Source organism: Pseudomonas guariconensis, from assembly GCF_015680235.1.
GTDB lineage: Bacteria > Pseudomonadota > Gammaproteobacteria > Pseudomonadales > Pseudomonadaceae > Aquipseudomonas > Aquipseudomonas guariconensis_A.
The window spans coordinates 135,178-150,023 of record NZ_JADLJL010000003.1 but is presented as its reverse complement, the minus strand read 5'-3'; the positions used below and the strand labels follow the sequence as shown (position 1 = coordinate 150,023).

Annotated in this window: 16 protein-coding genes and 1 pseudogene; 8 read left to right on the top strand and 9 right to left on the bottom strand. The window is 63.8% G+C overall.

Annotated features, from left to right (window positions below):
* Positions 1-57 precede the first annotated feature (57 nt).
* The 3 genes and pseudogenes from phrB to IRZ56_RS03980 all read right to left on the bottom strand — a co-directional run bounded on the left by phrB (position 58) and on the right by IRZ56_RS03980 (position 3,137).
* A complete protein-coding gene (gene phrB / locus IRZ56_RS03990; RefSeq protein ID WP_196143733.1) occupies positions 58-1,473 on the bottom strand; it encodes a deoxyribodipyrimidine photo-lyase in 1,416 nt (471 codons plus the stop codon).
* Between the two features lie 19 nt (positions 1,474-1,492).
* Positions 1,493-1,942 (bottom strand): annotated as a pseudogene (locus IRZ56_RS23105) (YbgA family protein); the annotation flags it as partial.
* A 208-nt stretch (positions 1,943-2,150) separates the two neighbouring features.
* Positions 2,151-3,137, bottom strand: a complete 987-nt coding sequence (locus tag IRZ56_RS03980) for an NAD(P)/FAD-dependent oxidoreductase (RefSeq protein ID WP_084858583.1) — start codon at positions 3,135-3,137, stop codon at positions 2,151-2,153.
* 188 nt (positions 3,138-3,325) lie between these two features.
* Here IRZ56_RS03980 and IRZ56_RS03975 point away from each other — a divergent pair, with 188 nt between their 5' ends.
* Together IRZ56_RS03975 and hemH are read left to right on the top strand one after the other, a co-directional pair.
* Positions 3,326-4,231, top strand: a complete 906-nt coding sequence (locus IRZ56_RS03975; protein WP_196143731.1) for a TIGR01777 family oxidoreductase — start codon at positions 3,326-3,328, stop codon at positions 4,229-4,231.
* A gap of 13 nt (positions 4,232-4,244) precedes the next feature.
* Positions 4,245-5,258, top strand: a complete 1,014-nt coding sequence (gene hemH, locus IRZ56_RS03970; protein ID WP_196143730.1) for a ferrochelatase — start codon at positions 4,245-4,247, stop codon at positions 5,256-5,258.
* A gap of 117 nt (positions 5,259-5,375) precedes the next feature.
* On the opposite strand, the gene IRZ56_RS03965 is transcribed toward hemH, so the two are convergent.
* The gene (locus IRZ56_RS03965; RefSeq protein WP_196143729.1) at positions 5,376-6,641 is read right to left on the bottom strand and encodes a uracil-xanthine permease family protein; all 1,266 of its coding nucleotides are present in this window, start codon (positions 6,639-6,641) and stop codon (positions 5,376-5,378) included.
* Between the two features lie 2 nt (positions 6,642-6,643).
* Entirely contained in the window at positions 6,644-7,282 is a 639-nt protein-coding gene (gene upp, locus IRZ56_RS03960) for a uracil phosphoribosyltransferase (RefSeq protein WP_028691132.1), read from the bottom strand.
* Positions 7,283-7,446: 164 nt separating this feature from the next.
* Here upp and IRZ56_RS03955 point away from each other — a divergent pair, with 164 nt between their 5' ends.
* From IRZ56_RS03955 to IRZ56_RS03940, 4 genes are all read left to right on the top strand, one after another.
* Complete coding sequence (locus IRZ56_RS03955; protein ID WP_084858579.1) at positions 7,447-8,004, top strand: hypoxanthine-guanine phosphoribosyltransferase; 558 nt, start codon at positions 7,447-7,449, stop codon at positions 8,002-8,004.
* Between the two features lie 2 nt (positions 8,005-8,006).
* The gene (locus tag IRZ56_RS03950) at positions 8,007-8,480 is read left to right on the top strand and encodes a WbuC family cupin fold metalloprotein (protein WP_196143728.1); all 474 of its coding nucleotides are present in this window, start codon (positions 8,007-8,009) and stop codon (positions 8,478-8,480) included.
* Between the two features lie 77 nt (positions 8,481-8,557).
* A complete protein-coding gene (locus IRZ56_RS03945; protein WP_196143727.1) occupies positions 8,558-9,028 on the top strand; it encodes a hypothetical protein in 471 nt (156 codons plus the stop codon).
* Between the two features lie 69 nt (positions 9,029-9,097).
* Complete coding sequence (locus tag IRZ56_RS03940; protein ID WP_196143726.1) at positions 9,098-9,388, top strand: PA4642 family protein; 291 nt, start codon at positions 9,098-9,100, stop codon at positions 9,386-9,388.
* 345 nt (positions 9,389-9,733) lie between these two features.
* On the opposite strand, the gene mqo is transcribed toward IRZ56_RS03940, so the two are convergent.
* Together mqo and IRZ56_RS03930 are read right to left on the bottom strand one after the other, a co-directional pair.
* Positions 9,734-11,245, bottom strand: coding sequence for a malate dehydrogenase (quinone) (gene mqo / locus IRZ56_RS03935; RefSeq protein ID WP_196143725.1), 1,512 nt, complete (start codon positions 11,243-11,245; stop codon positions 9,734-9,736).
* Between the two features lie 601 nt (positions 11,246-11,846).
* Complete coding sequence (locus IRZ56_RS03930; RefSeq protein WP_196143724.1) at positions 11,847-12,080, bottom strand: hypothetical protein; 234 nt, start codon at positions 12,078-12,080, stop codon at positions 11,847-11,849.
* Between the two features lie 144 nt (positions 12,081-12,224).
* On the opposite strand from IRZ56_RS03930, the gene IRZ56_RS03925 reads away from it, so the two are divergent.
* Positions 12,225-12,809, top strand: a complete 585-nt coding sequence (locus IRZ56_RS03925) for a YajG family lipoprotein (protein ID WP_084858573.1) — start codon at positions 12,225-12,227, stop codon at positions 12,807-12,809.
* Positions 12,810-12,936: 127 nt separating this feature from the next.
* Here IRZ56_RS03925 and IRZ56_RS03920 read toward each other — a convergent pair whose 3' ends face one another.
* Positions 12,937-13,143 (bottom strand): hypothetical protein, encoded by a 207-nt coding sequence (locus tag IRZ56_RS03920; RefSeq protein WP_196143723.1) that lies wholly within the window; start codon positions 13,141-13,143, stop codon positions 12,937-12,939.
* Positions 13,144-13,309: 166 nt separating this feature from the next.
* Here IRZ56_RS03920 and IRZ56_RS03915 point away from each other — a divergent pair, with 166 nt between their 5' ends.
* Entirely contained in the window at positions 13,310-13,570 is a 261-nt protein-coding gene (locus tag IRZ56_RS03915; protein ID WP_196143722.1) for a hypothetical protein, read from the top strand.
* Between the two features lie 50 nt (positions 13,571-13,620).
* On the opposite strand, the gene IRZ56_RS03910 is transcribed toward IRZ56_RS03915, so the two are convergent.
* Positions 13,621-14,790, bottom strand: coding sequence for a 1-acyl-sn-glycerol-3-phosphate acyltransferase (locus tag IRZ56_RS03910; RefSeq protein WP_196143721.1), 1,170 nt, complete (start codon positions 14,788-14,790; stop codon positions 13,621-13,623).
* Positions 14,791-14,846 lie beyond the last annotated feature (56 nt).

Below are 14,846 nucleotides of genomic sequence, written 5' to 3'. Positions count from 1 at the left end.
GCTGCCCTTTCGCGGCACAAGGCCGCTCCTACAGGAATGCGGCCTTGCGCGCCCGGCTCAACCTTTCAGGGCCTGAAACGCCGCCAAGGCCCGCGCCCGGCTGTTGCCCAAGTCGACGATCGGCCGCGGGTAGGGCGCCGCGAACAGGTCGCCGCTGCCTCCGGGCTCATGCACCGCCTTGTCATCCAACCCCTCCAGCTCCGGCAGCCAGTGCCGGATGAACTGCCCTTGTGGATCGAAGCGACGCGACTGGCTGATCGGGTTGAAGATCCGGAAGTACGGCACCGCATCGGTCCCGGTGGACGCGCTCCACTGCCAGCCGCCGTTGTTGGCGGCCAGGTCGCCGTCGATCAGGTGGCGCATGAAGTGGCGCTCGCCCAGGCGCCAGTCGATCAGCAGGTTCTTGCTCAGGAACATGGCGACCACCATGCGCAGGCGGTTGTGCATCCAGCCGGTATGCAGCAGCTGGCGCATGGCCGCGTCGATCAGCGGAAAGCCGGTACGCCCGGCCTTCCAGGCCTCCAGGTCCTCGGGGGCGTCTCGCCAGGGTAAGGCCTCGGTGTGGGCGCGGAACGCCCGATGCCGGGCGACCTGTGGATAACCCACCAGGATGTGCTTGTAGAACTCCCGCCAGAGCAGCTCATTGATCCAGGTTTGTATGCCGGCGTTGCCGCTGTCCAGCTCGCCCTGGTTGCTGAGCAGGGCTGCGTGCAGGCAGTGGCGTGGCGAGATCACGCCGGCGGCGAGATAAGGCGAGAGTTGGCTGGTACCGGTTCTGGCGGGCAGGTCGCGCAGGCGCGGATAATCCTCGACGGTTTCATCGATGAAACGGGTGAGGCGGCGCTGCGCTTCGTTTTCACCCGCCGGCCAATGCTCGCGCAGGCTTCGCATTGGAGCGGCAAAGCCGGGGAACCCTTGGGGGATCGGATCGCTGGCGATGCCGGTCGGCGCCTGCCTCCTCACGCGCGGGGCCAGGGGCGGCAGGCTCAGGCGCAGGTGTTCCAGGCATGCCTTGCGAAACTGGCCGAACACCTGGAAGTAATGGCCACTGCGGGTCAGTACCGCGCCTGGGCGCAGCAACAGTTGGTCGAGATAGCCCTGGGCTGCGATGCCGGCCTCGTGTAGCAACGCCTGGGTGCGTGCGTCGCGCTGCTGTTCGTTGACGCCATATTCCTCGTTCCAGTGCACGCCTTGCACCTTATAGTGCCGGCATACCTCCAGCACCGCCTGGGGCGCTTGCTGCCAGGTGTCGACCTGACGGATCAATAGCGGTATGTCGAGCCGCTCCAGCGACTGGCGCAAGGCCTGCAAATTACGCAGCCAGAAGTCGACCTTGCAGGCGGCATCGTCATGGGCCTGCCATTGGCCGGGGCTGGCCAGCCACAAGGCGATGGTTGGCCCGTGCGCGCAGGCGGCGCTCAACGCGTGGTTGTCCTCGACGCGCAGGTCGGTGCGCAGCCAGATCAATTGCATGGTGAAGCGCCTCGTCGGGTTATGCGGCAGCTGGGGAATGGAGGGCGGGTTGCAGATAGACCTGCTGCAGCAGGTAAGGGTCAGGATGTTCCTGCAAGTAGTGCCTGAGCAGTGCCAGGGGAACCGTCAGCGCCACGCTGCCTTGTTGGTAGTGGCGGATGGTTTCCTGCAATTGGCTGCGCTCGTGCTGTGCCAGCACGGGGCGCAGGTAACCACTCAGATGCTGCAGCACATTGGTGTGGGTGCCTCGGCTGGGCGTGTGCTGCAGGGCTTGCTGCAACTGGATGAAATAATTCGCGCCGACCCGCTGCGGATCGTCATCACCGGACATGCTGCCCAGCAGGCGCCCCAGTTCACGGTAGGCCTTGGGGCTGCAGGCCATTACCAGGTACTTGTAGCGGGAGTGGAAGCGCACCAATGCGCCACGGCTCAGGCCTTCGGCAAGCAGGTGCTGCCATTGCGCATGTGCCTGGGCTTGGAAGGGGGTGATGGCTTGGTTGTCTGCATCCTTCATCGCTGCATCCATAAAACCTGTACATGTGTATTTTTTTGTACAAGTCGATTTCAACACAGCAGCGGGGTTATGCAAGCGATTTTTAGGCAGGGCGCGCCGTGACCGGCCATTCGAGCGCGAGCACCGCCGCTGCGGTGCTTGGCTCAGGCCTGTAAAGGCGCGTTCACTCCAGATGCTCCAGCAGCCGCCTGGCGGCTTCCTGGCCACTGAGCCAGGCGCCTTCGACGCGGCCGGACAAGCACCAGTCGCCACAGGCATACAGGCCCAGGTCGGCATCGGCCAGGGCGCCCCATTCATGGTTGCCGGCCGGGCGGGCATAGAGCCAGCGGTGCGCCAGGGCAAAGGTAGGGGCGGGTACCACGCAGCCTACCAGCTCGGCGAACTCGCCCCACAGCTGTTCGATCACGTCTTCCTTGGGCAGGTCGATGTGCTGTTTGCTCCAACTGGACGTGGCGTGCAATACCCAGGTGTCCAGGTGTTCGTCGCGCCCGGGCTTGCTGCGGTTGCGGGCCAGCCAGTCGAGCGGGTTGTCCTGCACGAAGCAGCCTTGCATGGGGGTGTCGAGGGCGGACTGGAACGCCAGGGCGACTGCCCAGGTCGGTTCCATCTGCACGCCTGCGGCCACGGCGGCGAGCTTCGGCGTCGCGGCCAGCAGGGGTGTGGCCTGCGGCGCGGGCACGGCGATCACCACACGGCTGAACGGGCCGTGGCTGCAGCCTTCGGTGTCCTGCAGGTGCCAGTACTGTTTACCGCGGAACACTTCAGCGATGCGGCAACCAAAGTTCACCGTCACGTCCTTGAGCAGGCCACGGGTGATGGCGCTCATGCGCGGCACGCCTACCCAGCGTATCTGCTCGTCGGGAGAGGGCGTCAGCTCGCCGTCGCGGTAGTTGTACAACTGCGGCTTCCATTGCTCGGCCCAGCCTGCGGCGACCCAGTGCTGCACCTGCTCGACGAAGCGCCGGTCGCGCGCGGTGAAATACTGGGCACCGAGGTCCAGCGCACCGGCCTCGCTGCGCTTGCTGGCCATGCGGCCGCCGCTGCCATGGCCCTTGTCGAACAGGTGAACGGTCTGCCCGGCTTTCTGCAGGGCCTGTGCGGCAGACAGGCCGGCGATACCGGCACCGATGATGGCAATAGGTACTGTCATGATGGCCTCTTCGAACCTTGCTGTTAGCAGACTACGCGGTCAGGAAAACCTGTACAATGCTCTTTTTTTGTATAAGGTTATTCCGCTCGGTAGGGCAGGTTGGCCTATGTTTATCCGAGAGCATCCGGTCTAAAAAGTGCCTTTGTTCTTAAAAATAGACCACGGGCGCAGCTTGCGAGGACACAGCCATGCATATATTGCTGACCGGCGGTACAGGTTTGATCGGCCATCACCTCTGCCAGTACTGGCGCGACCAGGGGCATCGCCTGACGGTCTGGAGCAGGCGCCCCGAAAAGGTGCCAGGCATTTGCGGTACGGGTGTGCGCGGTATCGCCCGTCTGGATGAACTGGCTGCGGACGACAGGGTGGATGCGGTGGTCAACCTGGCAGGTGCGCCCATCGCCGATCGCCCTTGGACGGCTGCGCGGCGGACCTTGCTGTGGGCCAGCCGCATCACCCTCACCGAGCAGTTGCTGGCCTGGCTGGAAAGCCGCGAGCAGCGCCCCGAGGTGCTGATTTCAGGCTCGGCAGTGGGCTGGTATGGCGATGGTGGCGAGCGCGAGCTGACCGAGGCGTCGCCGCCGGTGAAGGAGGATTTCGCCAGCCAGTTGTGCATCGCCTGGGAAGAAACCGCCCAGCGTGCACAACGGCTGGGTATCCGCGTGGTGCTGGTGCGCACCGGCCTGGTACTGGCCAGCGACGGCGGCTTTTTGTCGCGCCTGCGCATGCCGTTCAAGCTGGGGCTGGGCGGGCCCTTGGGCGATGGTCGACAGTGGATGCCCTGGGTCCATATAGAAGACCAGATCGCCTTGATTGATTTTCTCTTGCAGCACAAGGACTGCAGCGGTCCTTATAATGCCTGCGCGCCGGAACCGGTGCGCAACCGCGAATTCGCCAAGCGCCTGGGCCGCACGCTGCATCGGCCCGCTGTGCTGCCGGTGCCGGCGCTGCTGCTCAAGGCTGGCCTGGGCGAGCTGTCGACGCTATTGCTCGGTGGCCAGCGCGCTCGCCCGGTTCGCCTGCTGGCGGCTGGCTTCACGTTCCGCTTCAACGATCTGCAATCGGCGCTGGACAAGCTGTCCAGCCGCCTCTGACATAGGACGCTGCATGACCGATCACGCCCTGCTGCTGGTCAACCTGGGTTCGCCGGCCTCCACCTCGGTGGCCGACGTGCGCCGTTACCTCAACCAGTTCCTCATGGACCCCTACGTGATCGACCTGCCCTGGCCCGTACGGCGCCTGCTGGTGTCGCTGATCCTGATCAAGCGCCCGGAACAGTCGGCCCACGCCTACGCCTCGATCTGGTGGGACGAGGGCTCGCCCCTGGTGGTGCTGACCCGGCGCCTGCGGGCGGCGATGGCCGAGCATTGGCCCCATGGCCCGGTGGAAATCGCCATGCGCTACGGCGAGCCCGCCTTGCCCGAGGTATTGGAGCGCCTGGCGGCCCAAGGCGTGCGCAAGGTCACCCTGGCGCCGCTTTATCCACAGTTCGCCGACAGCACCGTGACCACGGTAGTGGAGCTGGCGAAGCAGACCATCGCTGAGCGCCGGCTGCCGTTGCAGATGCGCGTGCTGCAGCCGTTCTACGAACACCCCGACTACATCGAGGCGCTGGCCGCCAGTGCCAGGCCGTACCTGGAGCAGGACTACGACCACCTGCTGCTGAGCTTCCACGGCCTGCCCGAACGGCACTTGAAGAAGCTCGACCCGACTGGCAAGCATGACTTCCAGGCCGCCGACTGCTGCAAGGATGCCAGCGCTCAGATGCGAGCAGTCTGTTATCGCGGCCAATGCCTGGCCACCGCGCGGGCGTTTGCGCAGAAGATGGGAATCCCGGACGGCAAGTGGTCGGTGTCGTTCCAGTCGCGCCTGGGGCGCGCCAAATGGATCGAGCCCTACACCGAGACGCGCCTGGACGAGCTGGGCAAGGCGGGGGTGAAGAAGCTGCTGGTGATGTGCCCGGCGTTCGTTGCCGATTGCATCGAGACGCTGGAAGAGATCGGCATGCGCGGCAGCGAGCAGTTCATCGAGGCGGGGGGCAAGGAGTTGGTGCTGGTGCCTTGTCTGAATGATCACCCAGAGTGGGTGAGGGTACTGGCGCGGATGTGCGAGAAGGCCTAAATGGCTGGGGCCGCATTGCGGCCCTTTCGCGGCACAAGGCCGCTCCTACAAGGGCTGCGGTGAACCCTGTGGGAGCGGGTTTGTCCCGCGAAAGGGCTGCGCAGCAGCCCCGTGATCTCAGTTATCCAGCTGCTTGTGCTTCCAGCTGTCATTACCCGGCAGGATCAGATTCAGCGCGATGGCCACGATGGCGCACAGGGCGATGCCTTTCAGGCCCCAGTCATCCGGGCCGTCGCCGCTGCCGATCAACACACCGCCAATACCGAACACCAGGGTCACCGAGACGATCACCAGGTTGCGTGCCTCGGCCAGGTCGATCTTGTGGCGGATCATGGTGTTCATGCCCACCGCCGCGATCGAGCCGAACAGCAGGCAAAGAATGCCGCCCATCACCGGTACCGGGATGCTCTGCAGCAGTGCGCCGAACTTGCCGATGAAGGCCAGGGTGATGGCGAAGATCGCCGCCCAGGTCATGATCTTCGGGTTGTAGTTCTTGGTCAGCATCACCGCGCCGGTCACTTCGGCATAGGTGGTGTTGGGCGGGCCGCCGAACAGGCCGGCTGCGGTGGTGGCCAGGCCGTCACCGAGCAGGGTGCGGTGCAGGCCGGGCTTCTTCAGGTAGTCGCGGCCGGTCACGCTGCCCACGGCGATCACCCCGCCGATATGCTCGATGGCCGGCGCCAGCGCTACCGGTACGATGAACAGGATCGCCTGCCAGTTGAATGCAGGGGCCGTGAACTTGGGCAGCTCCAGCCAAGGCGCGGCAGCGATCTTGGCGGTGTCGACCACGCCGAAGGCGAACGACAGGCCAAAGCCCACCAGCACGCCGGCGATGATCGGCACCAGACGGAAGATGCCCTTGCCGAACACGGCCACGATCAGTGTGGTCAGCAACGCCGGCATGGAGATCAGCATCGCGGTCTTGTACGGCATCAATACGCTGCCGTCGCCGCCCTTGCCCATGGCCATGTTGGCGGCGATCGGCGCCATGGCAAGGCCGATGGAGATGATCACCGGGCCGATCACCACCGGTGGCAGCATACGGTCGATGAAGCCGGTGCCCTTTATCTTCACCATCAGGCCCATGAAGGTGTACACGAAGCCGGCCGCCATCACGCCGCCCATGGTCTCAGCCAGGCCGAACTGGCCCTTGGCGAGGATGATCGGGGTGATGAAGGCAAAGCTCGAGGCCAGGAAGACCGGAACCTGGCGCCCGGTGACCAGTTGGAACAGCAGGGTGCCGATACCGGCGGTGAACAGGGCCACGTTGGGGTCGAGGCCGGTGATCAGCGGCATCAGCACCAGTGCGCCGAATGCTACGAAGAGCATCTGCGCACCCGAGACGACCTGGCGCCAAAGCGGGTCGTTGAAGCCGTCCTGCATGGTCAGGCGTCCTTCTGTTTGGTGCCGAAGATCTTGTCGCCGGCATCGCCCAGGCCGGGGACGATATAGCCGTGTTCATTCAGGCGCTGGTCGATCGAGGCCGTGTAGATCTGCACGTCGGGGTGGGCTTTCTCCACCACGGCGATGCCTTCGGGGGCCGCGACCAGGACCATCGCGCGGATCTCCTTGCAGCCGGCCTTTTTCAGCAGGTCGATGGTGGCGACCATCGAACCGCCGGTGGCCAGCATCGGGTCAATGATCAGGGCCAGGCGCTGGTTGATGTCCGGCGCGAGTTTTTCCAGGTAGGTGTGCGCTTCGAGGGTCTCTTCGTTGCGGGCGACGCCCACGGCACTCACCTTGGCGCCCGGCACTAGGCTGAGCACGCCGTCGAGCATGCCGATGCCGGCGCGCAGGATCGGGACTACGGTGATCTTCTTGCCGGCGATCTTCTCGACCTGCACCTTGCCGCACCAGCCGTCGATCTCGTAGGTTTCGAGCGGCAGGTCCTGGGTGGCTTCATAGGTCAGGAGGGCGCCGACTTCCTGGGCGAGTTCGCGAAAGTTCTTGGTGCTGATATCGGCACGGCGCATCAGGCCGAGCTTGTGGCGGATCAGCGGATGGCGGATCTCACGAGTAGGCATAGGGAGGGCTCCGGGAGGCGGGCAAAAAAACCGCGCTAGATTAATCTATTCAGCCTGAGCTGTCGTCCAGTCATTCTGCACGTTAGTCCATAAATGCTTGATCTGTGACGAGCGGATGCGTACCTTTGCCCGCTTTTCCAATTCCGAGCCCCCTGGAGAGCGCCATGTCCGCCGATCTCGAGCATATCCGTCAAGTCATGCGCGAGGCTGACTGCCTGTACACCGAAGCCGAGGTCGAAGCGGCCATCGCCAAGGTCGGCCAGCAGATCTGCCAAGACCTGCACGACAAGAACCCGGTGGTCTTCTGCGTCATGAACGGCGGCCTGATCTTCGCCGGCAAGCTGCTGACCCACCTGCAGTTCCCGCTGGAAGCCTCCTACCTGCACGCTTCTCGCTACCGCAACCAGACCAGCGGCGGCGAACTGTTCTGGAAGGCCAAGCCCGAGATCTCGTTCATCGACCGCGACGTGCTGATCGTCGACGACATCCTCGACGAAGGCCACACTCTCAGCGCCATCATCGACTTCTGCAAGCATGCAGGGGCCCGCTCGGTGCACACCGCCGTGCTGATCGACAAGGACCACGACCGCAAGGCCAGCCCGGACCTGAAGGCGAACTACGTAGGCCTACCGTGCGTCGACCGCTACATCTTCGGCTACGGTATGGACTACAAAGGCTACTGGCGCAACGCCAACGGCATCTTCGCCGTCAAGGGCCTGTGACCATGCGCCAGCCCGCATTCATCGATCAGACGCTGTTTGCCGGGTTGGCGCAGAAGGCCGCCGACAACCCGCGCGGCCGCCAGCACCACAACTTCCACCAGATGGAAGAGCCTTGCCACCGCATGGCGGTCGGCTTGCAGCTGAGCACGTACATTCCGCCCCACCGTCACCTGAGCGATGACAAGGCCGAGGCGTTGATCGTGCTCAAGGGCCGCCTGGGCCTGTTGATCTTCGACGACCAGGGGGTGGTGACCGGCAAGCGCGTGTTGCAGGCGGGGGGCGGCTGCCTGGGCGTCGATCTGGCGCCGGGCACCTACCATGGGTTGGTGGTGCTGGAGGCCGACAGCATCCTGTTCGAGTGCAAGGCCGGGCCGTACCGGCCGGTCGGCGAGGGCGAGCATGCCCACTGGGCGCCGCGCGAAGGTGAGGAAGGCGTGGCCGAGTACCACGCCTGGATGCGCGCGCAGTTCGAGTGAGTCTGGGGCTGCAACGCGCCCCACTATCTTCAGCCCAGCACCATGCTAGAGTGCTTCTCCCTGCCAAGGAGCCTCACATGCGTGCGATTCTTCCTTTCCTGCTGGCGGTGAGCCTACCGCTGTCCGCGGCGCCGCTGCATGGCCAGTTCCTGCCCCCCGACGACCTGGCCTTGCGCCAGCAAGCCCCTTCGGCCCAGCAGTTGCTGCAGGTGACCGACTATTCGGTGGTGGCCGGTATCCAGCGTCAGTCCGACCAGCAACCCATCCCGATCACCTCCTCGCTGCTGCTGCGCCTGAAGGGCAAGCCGCTGAGCAAGGGGGCGACCATTAGCCAGGTGCTGGTCAATTTCGATGGAGAGGGTGGCAAGAGCCTGAAGAAGCCAGCCTTCGACGAGAAAACACGGACCCTGACTTTGAGCTACCCGATGGCCAACTACCGCGTGATCATGGATCTGCTGCGCAACGAAACCCTGTACGTGCAGTTTCTCACCTACCCCAACGGCCACGTGTGGGCCGACCTGCACACCGGCACCGTACGTACGCGTTGAGGCCCGTGGGCCACGAGGGGTACACTGCCGGCCTTTGAAATGTCCGTGATGGTCCACTTGGAGTCGGCAATGCGTAAAGACAAGAAGCAGGTGATTGGTGACGAGATCAGCGACGACTACGTCAAGACGTTCCTTCGGTTCGAGCCGGCCGACGGACAGACTTCGCCTTCGCTGCACAAGCTGATCAAGGCCTACCGTGGCCTGCGCGTCGACGACTTCGAGCGCTTCGTCGGCTTCTTCGTTGAGGCTGGCCTGGACCTGGACGGCAAGGACGAGCAGGGCAAGACCTTCGTCCAGCTGATTGCCGACCAGCGCAATGCGGCCGAGTACATCGAGATCATCGATAAAGCCCGCAGTTAAGAGGTAGGCCTGTACCGGCCTATCGCGGGGCAAGCCCGCTCCCACAAGGACCTGCAAAATCGTTATGCGTTGCTCTGTGGGGCTTGCCCCGCGATAGGGCCGACACCGATACACCAGGCACAAAAAAACGCCCGAAGGGTAATGCCTGTCAGTTAAGGATACGGGGCGCTGCACACCCATCGCCGGCAAGCCGGCTCCCACAAGTAACGCGTCAGCCTTGAGGGCAGTGCTGTCCCTGTGGGAGCCGGCTTGCCGGCGATGGGCTGCGTAGCAGCCCCAAGTGCAGCCGATAAGGCTTAACTGACTGGCATTACCCCGAAGGGCGTTTTTTCGTTACAGGCAGACTCAGGCGTAGTTTTGCTGCGCCGGGCTGCTGTCCTCGACCATTTCCAGCGCTTCGTCGTTCTGCGCGCTGATCTTGTGATAGAGCGCAGCGTCGGTGGCCAGGACCTTTTCGCGGGCCGGGAAGATCTCCTTGAGCTTGGCGGCCCAGGCACCCTTGGCCTGCTCGGGGAAGCAGCGTTCGATCAGCTCGAGCATGATCGACACGGTCACCGAGGCCCCTGGCGAGGCGCCGAGCAGCGCCGCGAGGCTGCCATCCTGGGCCGCGACCAGTTCGGTACCGAACTGCAGGATACCGCCTTTCTTCGGGTCCTTCTTGATGATCTGCACGCGCTGGCCGGCGACTTCCAGGCGCCAGTCCTCTGCCTTGGCTTCAGGGTAGAAGCGGCGCAGGGACTCCAGGCGCTGTTCCATCGACTGCATCACTTCGCTGACCAGGTACTTGGTCAGGTCCATGTTGTCGCGGGCCACGGCCAGCATCGGGCCGATGTTGCCCATGCGCACCGACAGCGGCAGGTCGAGCAGGGAGCCATGCTTGAGGAACTTGGTGGTGAAGCCTGCGTACGGGCCGAACAACAGGGACTTCTTGCCGTCCACTACGCGGGTGTCGAGGTGCGGGACCGACATGGGCGGTGCGCCGACCGCGGCCTGGCTGTAGACCTTGGCCTGGTGCTGCTTGACGATTTCCGGGTTGTCGCAGCGCAGCCACTGGCCGCTGACCGGGAAGCCGCCGAAGCCCTTGCTCTCGGGGATGCCGGACATCTGCAGCAGCGGCAGGGCCGCGCCGCCGGCGCCGAGGAACACGAAGCGGGCGTCGACTTCACGGCTACCGCCGCTGTTGACGTCCTTGATGCTGACGGTCCAGCCGCTGCCGTTGCGACGCAGGCCGACGACCTTCTTGCTGTACTTGACCTGAGCGTCCGGGCTGTTGCCCAGTTGCTTGAGCAGCTTGTTGGTCAGGGCGCCGAAGTTGACGTCGGTACCCTTGATCACGCGGGTGGCGGCGATGTGCTGGTCGGCCGGGCGGCCTGGCATCATCAGCGGCATCCACTCGTTCATCACGGCCTTGTCTTCGGTGTATTCCATCTCGGCGAAGGCGTGATGCTGCTTGAGCAGCTCGAAGCGCTTCTTGAGGAACGCAACACCCTTGTCGCCTTCGACGTAGCTCAGGTGCGGCACCGGGTTGATGAAGGCGCGCGGTGAGCCGAAGCCGCCCTTGCGAATGAGGTAGGCCCAGAACTGGCGGGACACCTCGAACTGGGTATTGATGTGCACGGCCTTCTTGATGTCGATGCTGCCATCGGCGGCCTGGGGCGTATAGTTCAGCTCGCACAGGCCAGCATGGCCCGTCCCTGCGTTGTTCCAAGGGTTGGAACTTTCCGCGGCACCGGAGTCCATCGCCTCGACGACCTCCAGCTTGATCGTCGGGTCGAGTTCCTTGAGCAGTACGGCCAGGGTGGCACTCATGATGCCCGCGCCTACCAGTACTACATCAACCGATTCGTTCTGCGCCATTTAACGCGTCTCCACAATCTACAGCACCTAATTGACAGCATAGGATCACTGGGGTGGCCAGGATCGCCATGTCCGACTCTTCGCAGTTCTTGCCACTTCCGCGGACACTGCCAACTCAGTCTTGGTGTTCACATATTGAACGCCGTTTGCCACGGGTGCGGCAATGCGACTTATGGTCAAGGTATCCGCCGTGCGGTATGGACCGGCCTCAGCACCCCATCGAGGATGAAGGCTGTTGTCGTCTGTTCGAGGCTGTTCGGGACGCATCTGTCGCTTTTGCACATGCCAGACTGTTCATTTTGCTCGCCACACTCTTGTGAAGTTTGAAAAACCCGTTTTTTCACGTTCTTTTGGAACGTGAACCTCAAAAGGGACTGCGCGATGGCAACCCACAGGTTCATGCAGTGCGAAGGCCGGGAACAGCAGGCACGACAGCCGATGCAAGACCTGAGTGGAAGGCTCTCTGTGGGCGAAGCGTCGAAGGTGCCGTGGTCAACGGCGATGCGGGGCCCGATCAGGAGACGTCCTTATAATCGGGGGGAGATTATAACGATGTCGCGGGCAGAAAGGTGCGCTTAATGGCTTTTTATTGCTGCGTTTGTCAGGCTGGCAGGGTGCGTTGCTGCCAGCGACGGCTTGCGCGTGCGCAAACCCGGGCGCTGGCCGGTAGCGGTTGGCCCAGCCAGCCCAGCTGCGCTTCGCTGACCTGGACCCAGCCGCTGCTGGCGGGTAGCCGGGTGCAGTGCATGAAACCAAGGCATCTGCCGTCGGCGTCGAGGCGGGCGTAGGTGTTCCGGCGGGGGCGGGGAAAAAGCAGGTTCCAGAGCGAGGCCATGGCGAGCGATCCTGTTCGTTCGGTCTGGGCACAGGATACGGTGCAAGGCATGAAACCAATGTGACAGCGTGCCCGCTCCGATGACTGGTTCGCGCGCGACTGGGTATACTGTGGGCCTTTGCCGCATTTTCTGGAGAAACGCGCATGTTGCAACGACTGTTGTTCGGTTTGATCGCGGTGGCCAGCCTGAGCCTGGTCGGTTGTGCCCACAGCCCGCAACAACTCAGCCCGCAACCCAAGCTCACCGCCCAGCTCAACCCGGTCGGTCGTGGCCAGCCGGTGGTGGTCAAGGTGGTCGACGGGCGTGCTTCGCAGTCCCTGGGCACCCGCGGTGGCATGTACCCTGAAACCAGCACCATCAGCGTCAGTGGCAACGACATCGTGCCCAAGCTGCAGGCCCAGGCCGAAGCGGCGGTGCGCCTGCTCGGCTTCACCCCGACGCCTAACGCCTACAACGCCCCGCAACTGACCGTGACCCTGGCCGAGCTCAAGTATCAGTCGCCCAAGGACAACCTGTACGTGACCGAAGCCACCATCGGCGCCACCTTCCGTGCCGACGTGTCCAACGCCAACCGCCGCTACAGCGGCCGCTACGGCGCCTCCCTGGACCAGCGTTTCGGCATGGCGCCGAACCAGGAAACCAACACCAAGCTGGTGGGTGACGTGCTCAGCGATGCGCTGACCCGCCTGTTCAAGGACCCGACCATCGGTCAGGTGCTGGGCGAGTAAGCGATACGCGCCAATAAAAAGCCCGCTGCTCGGTCATCCGACGGCGGGCTTTTTTGTGCGTTCTGTCTGTGATCGTCGGGGCTGCTTTGCAGCTCTTTCGCGGCGCGAGGCCGCTTCTACGGGAGCGTCAGGCTGCGGCGATGTGGAAATCGATCACGCTAAGGCCGGTGCGCGGGTCGACTTCCGGCAGGTCCTGGTGGGCGTGGCCGCCCAAGGCGCAGTAGACCAGCCACTGCTGATCCTGGACGTTGATGGCGAAGCCGTCGATCAGCGCCTGCTGTTCATCGCTCTGGGTGACGAGATAGAGGCGGTCCTGGTTTTCGGCGTGCAGCATGTCTAGCTCCGTTGTAAGAAAAGGCCGACAGAGTGGCGTCTCCTCATGACGAGCGTGTGACAGATGAAATTAATGACAGCTGGTCGCAAAACCCGAGCGCCAGGGGCGGGCTTGGGTAGAATGCCGGCCTCCGCTGTCGTTCTTTCAGATTACCGAGGTTGTTGCGATGTCCTTGCAAGTGCTCTGGGGATTCCTGGCCGCCCATCCAGCCAAGTTGATCAACCTGCTCGCCCTGCTGATCACCTGCCCAGGCGGCATGTTGCTGCACAGTGCCCGGCGGCGCGAGGCAGTGGTGCGTGAGCGTGTGGTGAGTGACGAGGTGATGGTCGATACTTTCGGCCAGCGCGTGCCGCGCTATTACTACATCCTCGGGTTTTCCTGCCTGGCCATGGCGCTGCTGCTGTCCTGGTTCAGCACCTGGATCTGAACAGCCGATAAGCCTCTGGGGCGGGCAAGCCCGCACCCACGGCAAGCGTGTCAGGCGACGGGGCTTTGTGCCTTGACCTGATACTGGTTGCGTACCGGCGTCGCGTACTGCTGCACCAGGTACGGTTGCTGCTCGGTTGGGCAGGCGTCCAGGCGGCGCTGCCATTCTTCCTTGGCCTTGGCCAACTCCTCGGCCGGGAACAGCTTCTGCGCACTCGGCACCTGCAAGGCCGGGTCCGCCTCGCTCCACATCTCATATGCCAGGTAATGTACCGGAAACAGGCGGTAGCCGCCGAGGATCTGCCGGTCGATTTCCTGTGCCAGTTGCTTGGTATCCTCGTAGTACTCGGTCACCGGGGGCGCGAAGTTGATGTGCACGCGGCCTTTGTAGCCGGTGATGCCCTGGGCAATGCTGTTATCGTCTTCGCCGGGCGCCTTCTTGTAGGTGCCGGTGGTGGCGCGGATGTACAACTCCCGGGCCTTGGCCAGGTCGCAGGGGTCGTACTCGTAGCTGATCGACACCGGGATCAGGTTCAGGCCCTGGATCACTGCGCCGAACGGCTCGTCCTTGCGGCTCATGTGGAACATCTTGAGGATCGCCGAATCGGTACGGTCGTCGCCGTCCTTGGCCCGCCCTTCGGCCTGGGCGATCCAGATCGATACACAATCGTTGCGTATCGAGTGGTTGATGTAGGCCGACAACAGCTGGTAGGCGGCCAGCTTCTCCCGGCGACCGCTCAGCGAGCGATGCACGATGAAGCTCTTGTTCAGGCGCATCATGTCGCTGACGAAGGGCTTTTGTAGCAGGTTGTCGCCGATGGCGATGCGTGGCGTCGGCAGGCCGGCGTGGTACACCGCGTAGTTGACGAAGGCCGGGTCCATGACGATGTCCCGGTGGTTGGCCAGGAACAGGTAGGCGGCGCCCGACTTGAGCTGTTCGACGCCCGAATAGGTCACGCCGTCGGTGGCCCGCTCGATGGTCTGGTCGACGTAGTACTCGACCTTGTCCTGCAGGGTCGAGACGCATTTGACGCCGGCGAACTCCTTGCGCAGGCGGCGGGCGATCAGCGGCTTGAGCAGCCAGCCGAAGGCACCGGCCGCGCGCGGGAAGCGGAAGTGGGTGAGGATATCCAGGAATGCCGGGTCGCTGAGCAGGCGTGCCAGGACAGCAGGCACCTCAGCGTCGTCGTACGGTCGGATGGCATCGAATTCGCCCATCATGCTCTCTTGTTGGAAACGGCTAGGGTAATAAGTAGGGGTGGGGCCCGAAAAACGGC